This is a genomic window from Ruegeria sp. AU67, assembly GCF_900312795.1.
GTDB lineage: Bacteria > Pseudomonadota > Alphaproteobacteria > Rhodobacterales > Rhodobacteraceae > Ruegeria > Ruegeria atlantica.
Map to the genome: position 1 here is coordinate 32,970 of NZ_OMPH01000018.1, position 13,247 is coordinate 46,216.

11 protein-coding genes are annotated in these 13,247 nt (G+C 53.4%); 5 read left to right on the forward strand and 6 right to left on the reverse strand.

Features of this window, described 5'->3' with window-relative positions:
• Positions 1-10 precede the first annotated feature (10 nt).
• On the reverse strand, positions 11-901 hold the full coding sequence (locus DK510_RS07125; protein WP_109311662.1) for a YicC/YloC family endoribonuclease: 891 nt from the start codon (positions 899-901) through the stop codon (positions 11-13).
• Between the two features lie 299 nt (positions 902-1,200).
• Between DK510_RS07125 and DK510_RS07130 the strand changes: the two genes are divergently transcribed.
• Together DK510_RS07130 and DK510_RS07135 are read left to right on the forward strand one after the other, a co-directional pair.
• Positions 1,201-1,818 carry a PAS domain-containing protein gene (locus tag DK510_RS07130; RefSeq protein ID WP_109311663.1) on the forward strand — a complete coding sequence of 206 codons (618 nt, stop codon included), beginning with the start codon at positions 1,201-1,203 and terminating at the stop codon, positions 1,816-1,818.
• 641 nt (positions 1,819-2,459) lie between these two features.
• Positions 2,460-3,749 (forward strand): hypothetical protein, encoded by a 1,290-nt coding sequence (locus DK510_RS07135; protein WP_160116479.1) that lies wholly within the window; start codon positions 2,460-2,462, stop codon positions 3,747-3,749.
• Between the two features lie 35 nt (positions 3,750-3,784).
• Here the strand turns inward: DK510_RS07135 and DK510_RS07140 are convergent, their stop codons facing one another.
• The 3 genes from DK510_RS07140 to DK510_RS07150 form a co-directional block, all read right to left on the reverse strand.
• Positions 3,785-4,630, reverse strand: coding sequence for a hypothetical protein (locus DK510_RS07140; protein WP_234998966.1), 846 nt, complete (start codon positions 4,628-4,630; stop codon positions 3,785-3,787).
• An 83-nt stretch (positions 4,631-4,713) separates the two neighbouring features.
• On the reverse strand, positions 4,714-5,082 hold the full coding sequence (locus DK510_RS07145) for a DUF4345 domain-containing protein (RefSeq protein WP_160116480.1): 369 nt from the start codon (positions 5,080-5,082) through the stop codon (positions 4,714-4,716).
• A 74-nt stretch (positions 5,083-5,156) separates the two neighbouring features.
• Positions 5,157-6,902 carry an arylsulfatase gene (locus tag DK510_RS07150; RefSeq protein ID WP_160116481.1) on the reverse strand — a complete coding sequence of 582 codons (1,746 nt, stop codon included), beginning with the start codon at positions 6,900-6,902 and terminating at the stop codon, positions 5,157-5,159.
• Between the two features lie 177 nt (positions 6,903-7,079).
• On the opposite strand from DK510_RS07150, the gene DK510_RS07155 reads away from it, so the two are divergent.
• The gene (locus tag DK510_RS07155; RefSeq protein WP_109311511.1) at positions 7,080-7,994 is read left to right on the forward strand and encodes a LysR family transcriptional regulator; all 915 of its coding nucleotides are present in this window, start codon (positions 7,080-7,082) and stop codon (positions 7,992-7,994) included.
• A gap of 241 nt (positions 7,995-8,235) precedes the next feature.
• Here the strand turns inward: DK510_RS07155 and DK510_RS07160 are convergent, their stop codons facing one another.
• Positions 8,236-9,606, reverse strand: coding sequence for a class II 3-deoxy-7-phosphoheptulonate synthase (locus tag DK510_RS07160; protein ID WP_109311512.1), 1,371 nt, complete (start codon positions 9,604-9,606; stop codon positions 8,236-8,238).
• 169 nt (positions 9,607-9,775) lie between these two features.
• Here DK510_RS07160 and DK510_RS07165 point away from each other — a divergent pair, with 169 nt between their 5' ends.
• The gene (locus DK510_RS07165; protein ID WP_109311513.1) at positions 9,776-10,780 is read left to right on the forward strand and encodes a GlxA family transcriptional regulator; all 1,005 of its coding nucleotides are present in this window, start codon (positions 9,776-9,778) and stop codon (positions 10,778-10,780) included.
• A 7-nt stretch (positions 10,781-10,787) separates the two neighbouring features.
• Here the strand turns inward: DK510_RS07165 and DK510_RS07170 are convergent, their stop codons facing one another.
• Positions 10,788-11,882 (reverse strand): PQQ-dependent sugar dehydrogenase, encoded by a 1,095-nt coding sequence (locus tag DK510_RS07170; RefSeq protein WP_109311514.1) that lies wholly within the window; start codon positions 11,880-11,882, stop codon positions 10,788-10,790.
• A 153-nt stretch (positions 11,883-12,035) separates the two neighbouring features.
• Between DK510_RS07170 and DK510_RS07175 the strand changes: the two genes are divergently transcribed.
• A complete protein-coding gene (locus DK510_RS07175; protein WP_108858629.1) occupies positions 12,036-13,217 on the forward strand; it encodes an ABC transporter substrate-binding protein in 1,182 nt (393 codons plus the stop codon).
• Positions 13,218-13,247 lie beyond the last annotated feature (30 nt).

Below are 13,247 nucleotides of genomic sequence, written 5' to 3' on the forward strand. Positions count from 1 at the left end.
GCTCCTGTGGTTATTCTACGTTCTGCACTTGCTCGCGCATCTGATCTATTACGGCCTTCAACTCAAGCCCTACTGCTGTCAGATCGGCGCTTTGCGCCTTTGAGCACAGAGTATTGGCCTCGCGGTTGAACTCCTGCATCAGGAAATCCAGCTTGCGCCCGACCGCCGCGTCCTGCGCCAGCAGATCGCGGGCTGCCACGACATGCGCTTTCAGGCGATCAATCTCTTCGGTGATGTCCGCCTTGACGGTGATTAGCGCCAGTTCCTGCGCTACGCGGTCCGGGTCAGCCCCTTGTGCGTTGTCCATCACCCGCGCCAGATTATCCCGCAGCGCCTCGGCCATCTTGTCCTTGCGCTGCTCTGCTAGCACTGCTGCCTGGACCGTCAATGAAGCCACCTGGCCTAGTTGATCTTCGAGAACAGTCGCCAGCACCCGCCCCTCGGACTGGCGCATTTCTATGAATTCGCCCAAAAGGCCACTGAACTCCGTCGTCAATTGGCCAACCAACGGGCCGGGGTCATCCCCATCACTGCCCGCATCCAACATACCCTTGAGCGAGATCAGATCCGCGGCTGTCGAGGGCCTAAGGGTTACGTCCCGCGCAATGGCCATTTCCTGCGTGCGCGCCACAGCCTCAAGAACGGCACCCATGGCAGTCTCGTTCAGGACCAGGTCCGCCTGCGTCTCATCTCTGCTGAGGCGCAAAGACAATGTCACATTGCCCCGGCTGAGTTGTTTCGACATGGCGGCGCGCAACGCAGCCTCAAGCCCGGTCAACCAGTCCGGCACGCGCAGACGCATGTCCAGCCCCTTGCCGTTCACGCTGCGCAACTCCCACGTCCAGCTATGCGGCCCAAACGCCCCTTTGCCCGAGGCGAAACCCGTCATGGATTTAATCATTCCTGCCCTTTCCATAGCTGCCTGTTTTCAGTTTGCTGGGCGCACCTAATGCGAACTGCGCGTACAGGGCAAGAGTTTGCTGACTCTGTCTTTGTCCGCCAGTCGTTAACCATTCGTTAAAGATTTACTCCAAAATTGAATCAACCTGCGTCAGTCTTACACCTGCGAACACCGGTCTCGGATAGAGGTCCCCAGTATTTCGCATTTTAGGAAAATGACGGTCGATAGGCGCCAGGGTGATAATGGTGAAAACCTTTTTCGGGAACGGTTTCGGGTCAAGTTTTGGAAAGATCGTCGCTATGGATCGTTTTGACAGCGGGCGCAGCCTTTCGCCCATCCGGCAGGCCGAGGCGTATTGGACGGCACTTTTGACAGGTGACGGGGTTCCCATGCGGTCGCAAATCGACCCGCGCGGGCTTGAAAACATTTTGGAATACACTTTCGTTCTGGAACGCATCGCCCCTGGAATTACCCGGTTCCGTCTGGCCGGGAGGCATTTGAACCAGCTGGCCGGGATGGAAGTGCGCGGTATGCCGCTGACCTCTTTCTTTGAACCCGGCGCGCGGGACCAGATCAAAACCGTATCGGAACAGGTATTCGCAAAGCCAGCTGTCGCGAATCTGACGCTGGACTCATCCGGCCGGTTGGGGCGTGTGCAATTGCAGGCCCGCATGCTTCTGTTGCCGCTGAAAAGTGATCTGGGTGATGTCAGCCGCATTCTGGGCGTGATTGTCAGCGACGGCGCAATCGGTGCAACACCCCTTCGGTTCACAATCTCAGAAACCAACTTGCGCCCGGTTTCGGATGTGCAGGTTCCCAAACCGTCGCAAACGGTCGAGACTGGCTTCGCCGAAGATCAGCAAAAATTTGACCGTCCCGGTTCACATCTGAGGCTGGTTGTGTCGCGCGACGACTAATCACAAACAAAAAAGGCGGGCCTGTGCAGCCCAAGCCACTATAGGTAAATGTTGACGAGCTACCGACCAGCAGTTAGGCTGCTGGTCGTTTTCGTTTAGAAATATGAGCTTGTGACGTGCCGGAACCCAAGAAGGCTTCGCAAAAATCTGCGAACAAAATGAGAACTCGACTTCCTCGCCTGCCTGGAGGTTTCTCAGTCAATTTTTGCCGCAATCCACTTTGTGACCTTTACGGCGTATTACCTGACCCACGAGATGGGCGCGGCCGACCAGCTACTCCTGGTTCGAATTTGGCGCGGGGCAAGGTCTCCGGATCCGGAGATCAGCGCACCTATGTTTGCCCAAGTTGCGGACGGTCTAGCATCCTCAAATCCAACAAGGCATTGGCGGAAGAATACGCAAGGCTCTCCCGCCTGAATAGAAGAACAAAACGTGAAAGTTGTCCGAGTGTTGCATGTAGCAATCATGGAGCGACCGTTGGGCTCATGCCGAGCCGGTATCGAAAGTTCGGTACGACGGCCAAAGGAGATCCAAGATATCAGTGCAAAGCGTGTAAGAAGACCTTTTCGATTGGTCGCTCAACGAGGCGACAAAAGCGTAGCGATCTAAATGGTAAAGTCTTTAGATCGCTGGTTAATGGCGTGACACTTTCAGCTATCTCACGATTACTCGATACATCACTTCCGGAAGTCTATTCAAAGATCGACTTCATCCATGAGCAATGCCAAGCCTTTGCAGCAGATCGGGAGAAGCGACTGCCCGAAGTTTTTGAAGGTGACTGTCCTCACTTCGCCACGGACACACAAATCCTTCAGGTGAATTGGCCCGACAAAGGTATTCGTAAACTTGTAGAAGTGCGCCACATGTGCACCGTCCACAGTGATAGCAAGTATGTCATCGCATCTACAACAGATGTTGATCCCGACGTTCACCCGCTTGCCGTCGAAAGGGCGATGGACATTGTCGGTGACAAAGACAAGCCTCGTTCTATGCGGGAGAACGCTCGGATTTGGTTTGCCAGTGAGTACATCGAGTACATTTGCAAACGACACGAGGCGACCAACCCAAAATCAAGTAGGTGGCACCGTAACAAAAAGCCAAGAGAGCTTGATGACGATATCAGGCTCCTTGAGATGGCCGCGAGGGTTCGACAAGACGCGGCCGAGTTTGCGCATATCATGCTGCTCAAGAAGAAGATGGGTCGGAAGTATCGGCTGCTGAACTTTTCAGTTGACCGCGATACGGGTGTCTCTTCAGCCTTTTTGGCTGTGTTCAAAAATGAAGTGCAGAAGAGAGTGGTGCGGATTGCAGACGTCACCATGGCAAAGAATGAAAGCCATCCGCGGCGCCTGGGGTTTGTGGCTGATGGTAACAGGGAATTAGAGCGCGTGGAGTATTTGATGCGTCAGGCAGGGTTCTTGCCTGGAGGTGGTGATCAGGCTGTCTCCAGGCCACAGGACGGCGCCATGGAGTACCTTTTGGAAGCCTCCTTTGGCAATATGGCACTCTCCGATATCAGGGAGCTCCTAATGGATCATACCGGTCAGTCTGAAACGGCCGGCATTCACTATCCGTTCCACTTCATTAATGAGCCGCATAAGCGGGTGATTTTCCGCACTGACCCGACACGATTAGACTATGCCCAGATGGCCCAGTTCGCAGTTCGGGCGGGAACGCATCCGGTAGACATGTATCACGCTCGGGCACGGACCAAGGTCATGGGATTTGAGCGTGGCTTGTCAACCTCGGGCCGCAAAAGCCTGTGGTACTACAAGCAGTACTACAATCCGGTTATGGTCATGAAGCTGGTGGATATCCTGAGGTTTGCCCATAACTACACCGACCTCATGGTAAAAGAACACAAGAGCCCAGCTATGAAGCTCGGTATTGCAAAGGGCTTTGTGTATGATCGGGATTTATTTAGCTTTTAGAAAATCTGTCCAAAATGACTTCTCTACAATCACCCTCAAAACTGTGTATTGAAGCCTAGAAAAACTTGCCACTTCGCTTGTCCTGGTCCCTTGCTCGCAACTGAGTATTGGGGTTCGACAAAGACGTTGTAGGTTATGTCATTCTTCTTGAATACCTGCCCGATGCCTAAGCCAATTGGCACATTGAAGCTGTCCGCTTCAAAATCGTAGGTCATGATCGGGGCTGATCTCAGGTAAGTACCTCCTCCTAGCTGGTAGAACAGGAACGGTTGGAATGCTCCGGTATTTACGTCGCTCGCATTACTGTCACCGGCAAAACTGGCTTGCCAAGTCAAAAGGTAACCGTATTGGAATTTGGGAGAAGACGCATTGAACAATACATTTGCGATACCTGCCGACCATTTTTCAGACCCCGAACCGTCAGTAGAGCCAGTTGGCGCGGTTAACTGAGGCCCAATACCGAAGCTCACCGCCGGATTTCCAATGTCAATTAGATATGCCGCAAATACATTGAGATCTCCAACGCCCGTAGTTTTCCCGCCTGGCCTCGGGAAAGAGTTTATCGGTAACGAAGCCCGCAAGATCCAGTTCGTGTCACCTAAACTAACCGGCTGCGCATACCGTAACCAAAATTGATTGCCCGTTTCGCGTGTTCCCGTAATTTCGCCGATATAGTAATTCTGGACATTGACTGCTTTGAAATTGGCAAGCGGATTATTCGCCTGCGCTGCGGACGATGCGGCATCTTGATCTTGAGCAGTAGCCGGATTGCCCAGGGTCGCGAAAACAACAAGCGTCAGGATCAAGTTGGCAAAGTTTCGAGCAGCGCGTACCCAACTCGGATCCGATCCTGAATGAAAAAAGTTAGCAACGGTTGTCAATTTTCGCTCCTTGATCCGCAATATTGACGAGCTCCAATCCAAATTTCCGCATCATTGTGGGAGCCCGATTTCGCTTGCCGAACTCACTTTGAAAGTAGGTAATAGCCCGCGGTGCCAATCAATATTTCAAGCGCCATATAGACATGCAAAAGAAAGTGCACGCGGCCTTCCGCAAATAGGCTTAGCACCCGCCCGCCGGCCAAACCGAACATAAAAACCACGAGAATGATCAGGGACGTATCGGTGAATGCCGGATTAGCAATACCTATTATCCAAGAGGCAATAACCGCAAAATAAAGACCCATTACGGCACGCAGTATATGCGCAATATTGTCGTTAATGTCGGCACCATACAGGAGCTTCATCGTGAGTTTGGGTTTTGCGCCATAGCTTAGAGCTATAGGGACTAGACCGACGGACGATATGAGAAGCAGTAATTGAGCGAGAGACAAGGCACACCTCAGACATTGTGGAAAAAGCCGCCGTCCAAAGCAATGTCAAGGACAGCGGTCGCTAACAAATCAGTTTATTTACCCACGACGGTCCACGGGTTCCAATCCTCCGCCACCGGAACAATACCCATCTCGTCAGCATAGCCTTGATAGATTTTTTTCAACTGTTCGAGCTTTCCTGGAAACTGTTCCTCAATTGGTGTAGTCTCACCCGGATCAGCGACGATGTCGTAAAGATGCCATTCGCCAGATCCAAACATACCAGTGCGAATGCGAACTGCTTTATGATTTCCTTTGATTACATATGTGTTTCCAAAAAGCTCAAAGGCGACCCACTGATCTTCATTTCGAACATAGTTTTGTTTGCCTTCAACGAAGTCCCTCATTGAGACACCAGAGGGTTTCACCATATTGGGGGCGTCGTACCTTGGGCCATCAGCCTGAACACCGGCGTAATCCAAGATTGTCATAGGAACGTCCTTGATGCTCGTAACAGCATTTGTGCTCTGACCTAAGTGGGCAAATTCATAGCCCAAAGGTGGTTTGATCATGAAAGGAACTCGCACTCCGCCTTCGGAAACATAGGCTTTCCAGAAAGTCAAAACACCCGTCGTAGAGTTCGCCCACGTTGTTCCGATTTGCCAAAGTGCGTCGGCCGATCCTATGGCCTTAAGACTTTGGTCAAAGTTTGCTTCTACCCACTTGCTCAATAGTGGATTGCTTAACTTGCCGCGGAAGTCCGTCCCTTCCGGTCCATTGTCGGTAAGGTAAATGATCAGGGTGTTATCGAGCTCGCCGATGGAATCGAGGTAATCGAATAGTTTCTTGATGTGCTGATCCTGCGAGTCAATCATTGCGGCGTAGGTCGCCATGATCTTTGCTTGGTATTTTTGCTGCTCATCCGACAGTGATGACCAAGGTACAACAAGATTATCAGAATTGTCTTCTTTACCATCATGGTACTTTGAGGACGGAGAGATCACGCCATGCTTTATAAGCGAGTCATAACGTTTTTCCCTCAATCCTTCGTACCCCAGCTCCAGATACATTTCGTAGTATTTATCGATAAGCTCTGCTGGTGCTTGGATTGGGAAGTGGGCCGTTGTGAAAGCCATATAGGCAAAGAAAGGTTTGCCAGATCCGCGACCACCCTCCAAGTATTCGATCATTTTTGAAGTGTATAGGTCGTTTGAGTACACCCCGTCAGGGCGAGTTACCAAACGGTCGTCTTCATGGAATTCCTCTTGAGATATTTTGGGAATTTGCCCCTTCTCTACTGCTTCTGCTGTTGCAGGGTCTTTTTCATCAGGAAGCATGACCTCTTGGTTCCAATGATTGGAGCCGCCGACGTAAATCCCGTAGCTACGATCAAAACCCCAGGATTGCGGACCTTTGCCGGTGTTTCGGGTGGGATGCCCAAGGTGCCACTTACCTGTGGTGTAGGTGTTATATCCTGCGTCCTGCAATAATTGAGCGATAGTGACAGCATTGTCGGTCAAATAGCCTTCATAGCCTGGCTTTCCTTCAGCATCCGGGTAAACGGCATAGTCAAAGGCCGCCAAGCCAACCTGAATGTTGTTTGCACCTGTCAGGATCTCAGAGCGCGAGACGGAGCAAACAGGAGTCGCGCGAAAGTTAGTAAACTTGAGTCCTTCCGAAGCAAGTTCATCCAGCGTCGGTGTCTCAATCTCGGAGCCGAAGGGCCCAATATCTGCGAAACCCATGTCATCGCCTAAGATCAATAGAATATTGGGGCGCTCATCCGCCATTACGATTTGCGTTGAAAACACAGTGAAAATAAGTGGCATCAGCTTTGCCATACAGCGTGTCATGATCTGATGTTCCCTTCGTTGGCAAAAGTGGTCAGCGACCCATAAAATCGATGTTGATTGGCCATCGTTCCTTTCAACCTTAGCGTTCTGAGCAAAAAAATCATTGGCAACTGCGCGCGTTTCAAGTTTTTTGACAATTGTTGCAAATTGTGAAATGGACGCAAGATGTATGACGACCGAACAATAAGTGCACTGTTGAGCCTCTCCAGAACACTGAACTTCAAATCCACCGCAAGAGAACTTGACCTGTCACAACCTACGTTGACGAGGCTCATACAGAAGGCCGAACGGGATGCAGACCTGGTCATATTTAAGCGTTCTGGTGCAAGGATTGAGCTGACTAACGCCGGACAGAAGGTTGTCGAACTTTGTAGGCAACAGAAAATTTCGAACGATCAGTTTCGCAAGAATATCGCGCGGGCGGCAAGCGGTGTAGATCGCGTAGAGATTGTATGCGGGCCTTTAACGACCCTGTCACTTGTTGCACCGGCGCTAAAGATGGCTGAAGAGGATATCCAAAAAGTTCAGGTGTCTGTCAAAGTTTCAGCAGATACGGACTCTGAGGAACTGTCGTCAGGCGGCAGTGTCGACATATTTGTCGGAGATCTGACTCATACAGCGTCCACAGATGGGTTAGAAATCGTAAAAGTATCATCAAAGGAATTGGTCGTTGTGGCGCCCCCTGGACACCCCATCACAAAAAAGGGGCCGGTATTATTTGCAGAGGCATTCAACTATCCCATTGCATCGCCATTCCTACACAAACACTGGAAATCTGAATTTGAAGCAATCTTGGTCAAAGCCGGAATTGATCCAAGATGGAGAGAGATACCTGCCATAGAGACAGATGACTTTTCGCTCATTGAGAACTTGGTTCGGTCAGGTGGATACTTGAGTGGCGGCACAAAAGACTTGTTCTCCGACGCCATCAAGGCTGGCAAGCTAGTCCAGGTGAACGTCAAAGGAGCTCCAAGTTGGAACATATGCATCGCTCGCAAAATGAACAATGAGAGGTCGTCTGTAGAGGCAATTTGGAAAAATCTGGTGCAGGCAGCTCTTGAGATCTCCAGGTCCGACTGACCGAAGGAAATGCTCTTGGAGCACTAATTTAATCTGAGGTGTGAAGTGCACTCTAAAGAACGAGCTTTCATCAGGGAGCAGACTTTTGAACTTAAAAAACCCAATGCTTGCCTTGGACTAAAAGTGTCAAATCCGCTCATCTAAAATAAAATTGCAAAAGAGGCTGAACTCTCAGCCTCTTTCAACATTTACCTGTAGGGCCTTGTGTGCAGCCCGCCTTTTCCGATTTTTGTCTATAACCTTAACTGGCTTCGCGGTTCTTGCGGTCGCGGCGCAGGTTGGTCAGCTCTTCTGCGACCAGGAATGCCAGTTCCAAGGACTGTGATGCGTTCAGGCGTGGGTCGCACGCTGTGTGATAACGATCTGACAGGTCCTCTTCGGTCACGGCACGCACGCCGCCAGTGCATTCTGTGACGTCCAGACCGGTCATCTCAAAATGCACACCGCCAGGAACCGTGCCTTCGGACTGATGGACGCCAAAGAAGTCGCGTACCTCACGCAGGACCGAGTCGAACGGACGGGTTTTGTACCCGGTTGCCGACTTGATCGTGTTGCCATGCATAGGATCGCAGACCCAAGTGACATTGGCGCCCTCTTCCTTAACCGCCTTGACCAGACGCGGCAGGTGTTCGCCTGCCTTGCCTGCGCCAAACCTTGCGATCAGGGTCAGGCGACCCTCTTCGTTTTCCGGGTTTAGCTTGGCCATCAGAACCTTGAGGTCCTCGGCTGTCGTGGTCGGGCCACATTTCAGACCAATCGGGTTCAGTACACCGCTGCAGAATTCCACATGCGCACCGTCTGGCTGACGCGTACGGTCGCCGATCCAGATCATGTGACCGGACCCTGCCAACCAGTTGCCAGACGTCGAATCGAGACGGGTCAGAGCTTCTTCGTATTCCAGAAGCAAGCTTTCATGGCTGGTGTAAAACTCCACGGTTGAGAACTCATGCGTAGTGTCCGCCGTGATTCCGGCGGCATCCATGAAGTCGATCGTGTCTTGAATACGGTCCGCAATTTCCGAGTATTTCTGAACATCCTGTTCATCCGTGAAGCCCAATGTCCACGAATGCACCATGCTCATATCGGCGAATCCGCCGGTCGAGAATGCACGCAACAGGTTCAAGGTTGCGGCAGCCTGTGTGTAGGCCTGCAGCATCTTGCTGGGATTCGGGATGCGGGCTTCGGGGGTAAAGGCCAGTTCGTTGATGATGTCACCGCGGTAGCTAGGCAGCTCCACACCGTCCAGAACTTCGGTCGGCGCACTGCGCGGCTTGGCAAACTGGCCAGCCATGCGGCCCACTTTGACCACAGGCACCTTGGCACCATAGGTCAGTACCATCGCCATCTGCAGCATCACCTTAAAGGTGTCACGAATTGCATCCGCGCTGAATTGTTCAAAGCTTTCAGCACAGTCCCCGCCCTGCAACAGGAAAGCCTCGCCGCGACCGGCCGCACCCAGATGTTGCTTGAGACGCCGTGCTTCGCCAGCAAAGACCAGCGGGGGATACTGTGAAAGCTGAGCCTCGACTTTGGCCAACGCGGCCGCATCGATATACTCTGGCATCTGAACCCGGGGCTTGTTGCGCCAGTTCGTTTTTTGCCATTCGGTCATAGCTTTGATCTCCGCTGAAGTAGTCAGGTCGTCTCTATACAAAATGCATTGAAGAGTGACCATATACGATTTGCGCCTCTTGACGGGGGAAACAAGCTTTGATCATGGTGGCTGGCAACAACGACGCCGGACGCGACGTAACAACGCGCCGAATCAAGGACACCAAGCCATGCAAGAGCAACGCCAAGTTGTCACAGTGGAAGGCGCTGAGGCCAATCCTCGGCATTTCGTATTTATCCTTTTGGACAAGTTTTCCCTGCTGTCTTTTGCCTCGGCGCTGGACAGCCTGCGGATTGCCAACCGCATGGCAGACAAAGAACTCTACACGTGGACCCTTGCTGGTGAAGGTGGTGATACGGTCAGCTGTTCTGCCGGGACTACCTTTAACGTTGAAACCGACTTGGTCGAACTGCAACGCGACGACGTGATTCTGATCTGCGGTGGCGTAGACGTTCAATTGGCGACAACCAAGAAAGTGCTGAATTGGGTCCGGCGCGAGGCCCGGCGCGGTTTGCGCATCGGCGGACTGTGTACAGCAGCATATACGTTGGCCAAAGCAGGGTTGCTGGACGGCAAACGCGCCACGATCCACTGGGAGAATTCGGACAGTTTTATCGAAGAGTTCGATGAGGTCGAGCTTACCAAATCGGTTTTTCAGATCGACGGTAATCGGATGACGACTGCGGGCGGCACGTCCTCAATCGACCTGATGCTCAAGATCATTGCCGATGATTATGGTGAGGATCTGGCGAATGCCGTAGCGGATCAGATGATCTATTCCTCGATCCGCACCGATCAGGACACACAGCGCCTGTCGACCCCGACCCGGATTGGTGTACGCCACCCCAAGCTAAGCCAGGTCATCCTGATGATGGAAAAGAACATCGAAGAGCCGATCTCACCCTCGATTTTGGCCAAGGATGTCGGCATGTCCACGCGCCAGCTGGAACGCCTGTTCCGGCGCTACCTCAGCCGCTCGCCAAAGCGATACTATATGGAACTGCGCCTGCACAAAGCGCGCAACCTGCTGATGCAGACAGATATGAGCGTGATCAACGTAGCTCTGGCTTGCGGCTTTGCCTCGCCCAGCCATTTTTCAAAATGCTACCGGGCTCATTACAACACCACGCCTTACCGTGAGCGTGGTGCTCAAAGCGGACGGCTTTCGGTCTGATCCGCGCCTATTTGGGGGTCATGCGATAGATGGCTCCCTGTCCCACCGAAATGAACCAGATCGCCCCATCCTGGGCTTCGACGATGTCCCGAACACGCTCGGTTTCCGGTCCCTTGATCTGTTCGACCTCGCGCAGCGGTGTTCCTTCAAGGCGCGAGATGTAGTCAAACTTGAGCGACCCGGCCAAGATATCGCCCCGCCACTCTGGCCATAGCTTGCCGGAATAGACCAGCAAACCGGACGGGGCGATGGACGGATCCCAATAATGTTCAGGCTGTTCCATACCCGGTTTTGAGGTCCCCTCTCCGATTTTTTGGCCCGAGTAATGAACGCCATAGGAGATCACTGGCCAGCCGTAATTCCGCCCCGGTTGGATCAGGTTCACTTCATCTCCGCCCTGCGCACCATGCTCTGAAATCCACAAGCGTCCTTGCCTGTCCAACCCAGCGCCCTGCGGGTTGCGATGACCAAATGACCAGATCTCAGGGCGAATTCCAGCCTGTCCGACAAAAGGATTGTCGGCAGGTACCGTGCCATCGCGATTGATGCGAATAACGGTGCCCATGTGGTTTGACCTGTCCTGCGCTGACGGACGGTCGCCGCGATCCCCAATCGTTACAAACAGCGTTCCGTCCTGCGCCTCGACCACGCGCGAACCAAAATGTCGGCCGGTCGAACCTCCGGGAACCGCTTCGAATATGATCCGCACGTTGTCCAAACGGCCCCCGTTTTCCGACAGGCGCGCCACGGCCACCGCCGTTCCCGCCCTGCCCCTTTGGGGTTTGGAAAAGGTCAGAAACACCTCGCGGGTCTGCGCAAAATCCCGTGCCACGGAGATATCGAGCAACCCACCCTGCCCGTTCGCAGCCACCTTGGGCACCCCGGCAATGCGTTTGACCTTGCCTTGCGAGACAAACAAAAGCTCGCCGTCCCGTTCGGTCACCAATGTACCGCCCCCAGGCAATAGCCCGATGGCCCAAGGTGCATCCAGCCCGGTAACCATCGCCGTGACCTGAACCGTCCCGGCAGAGGTTTGAAGGGTATCGGCGCTGATGGGGCCAGCAAAAACCGACAGGACCAGAATCGCGGCAGCCCTAAACATGAGAATCTCCAACTCTGGTAAAATGTGACAAGCGCATCAAAACAAATAGGTTTATTATTGGCAAAAACACATTTGCGTTAGGACTTTTCTTTTCCAGACAGCTTGCCTAGGGTCTTGCCCAGAACGAATACGTTCCAATAAGGGAGTAACCATATGAAAAAGCTGCTTACTGCAACTGCAGCATCCGCTCTGCTGGCTGGTCCGGCACTGGCCGAAGACGTCACTTTGGGCGTCCTCTTCGGCTTTACCGGCCCTATTGAATCGCTTGCACCTGCAATGGGTTCCGGCGCTGAAATGGCGATGGCCGAAGTCACCGAATCCGGCAAACTGCTGGACGGCTCAAAGGTCACCGCGTCGCGCGCTGACACCGGTTGTATCGACAACGGTCTGGCGACCTCGAACGGCGAACGTATGATCGCGGACGGCGTTGCCGGTATTGTCGGCGGCGACTGCTCGGGTGTGACCGGCGCGATCCTGCAAAACGTTGCGATCCCGAACGGCATGGTCATGATCTCGCCGTCGGCAACGTCGCCCGGTCTGTCGACCATGGAAGACAATGGTCTGTTCTTCCGCACTGCCCCGTCGGATGCACGTGAAGGCGAAGTGATGGCTGACATCCTGAAGGATCGCGGCATCAACTCGATCGCCCTGACCTACACCAACAACGACTACGGCAAGGGTCTGGCAGACGCGATCCAATCCTCGTTCGAAGCAGCCGGTGGTGAAGTAACCATCGTTGCCGCGCACGAAGACGGCAAGGCTGACTACTCGGCTGAAGTTGGTGCGCTGGCATCGGCTGGTGGCGATATTCTGGTTGTCGCAGGCTATCTGGACCAGGGCGGTCTGGGCATCATTCAGTCCTCGTTGGACAGCGGTGCGTTTGACACATTCGGTCTGCCGGGCGGCATGATCGGTGACTCGTTGCCTTCCAACGTCGGTCCTGACCTGAACGGCTCGTTCGGTCAGATCGCCGGTTCGGGCGGTGAAGGTGCTGAAAAGTACTTTGCCATGGCTGAAGCCGCAGGCTTTGACGGTTCGTCGCCCTATTCGCCTGAATCCTATGACGCTGCCGCGCTGTTCATGCTGGCCATGCAGGCGGCAGGTTCCACTAACCCTGCTGAGTACGGCGCCAAGATATTGGATGTCGCCAACGCCCCGGGTGAGAAGATCTATCCGGGTGAACTGGCCAAAGGTCTGGAGCTTCTCGCCGCTGGTCAGGACATCGACTATGTCGGCGCGTCGGGTGTTGAGCTGATCGGCCCCGGTGAAAGCGCGGGTTCTTATCGCGAGATCGAAGTAACCGACGGCGAAAACAAGACCGTCAACTTCCGTTGAACCGGTCTTAAACGTCATAAAATCAAACAG

Excerpts from the sequence above, each read along its gene's own strand:
- DK510_RS07125 (WP_109311662.1), bottom strand. The coding sequence starts at position 901 with ATGATTAAATCCATGACGGGTTTCGCCTCGGGCAAAGGGGCGTTTGGG.
- DK510_RS07130 (WP_109311663.1), top strand. The coding sequence starts at position 1,201 with ATGGATCGTTTTGACAGCGGGCGCAGCCTTTCGCCCATCCGGCAGGCC.
- DK510_RS07150 (WP_160116481.1), bottom strand. The coding sequence starts at position 6,902 with ATGGCAAAGCTGATGCCACTTATTTTCACTGTGTTTTCAACGCAAATC.
- DK510_RS07155 (WP_109311511.1), top strand. The coding sequence starts at position 7,080 with ATGTATGACGACCGAACAATAAGTGCACTGTTGAGCCTCTCCAGAACA.
- DK510_RS07160 (WP_109311512.1), bottom strand. The coding sequence starts at position 9,606 with ATGACCGAATGGCAAAAAACGAACTGGCGCAACAAGCCCCGGGTTCAG.
- DK510_RS07165 (WP_109311513.1), top strand. The coding sequence starts at position 9,776 with ATGCAAGAGCAACGCCAAGTTGTCACAGTGGAAGGCGCTGAGGCCAAT.
- DK510_RS07170 (WP_109311514.1), bottom strand. The coding sequence starts at position 11,882 with ATGTTTAGGGCTGCCGCGATTCTGGTCCTGTCGGTTTTTGCTGGCCCC.
- DK510_RS07175 (WP_108858629.1), top strand. The coding sequence starts at position 12,036 with ATGAAAAAGCTGCTTACTGCAACTGCAGCATCCGCTCTGCTGGCTGGT.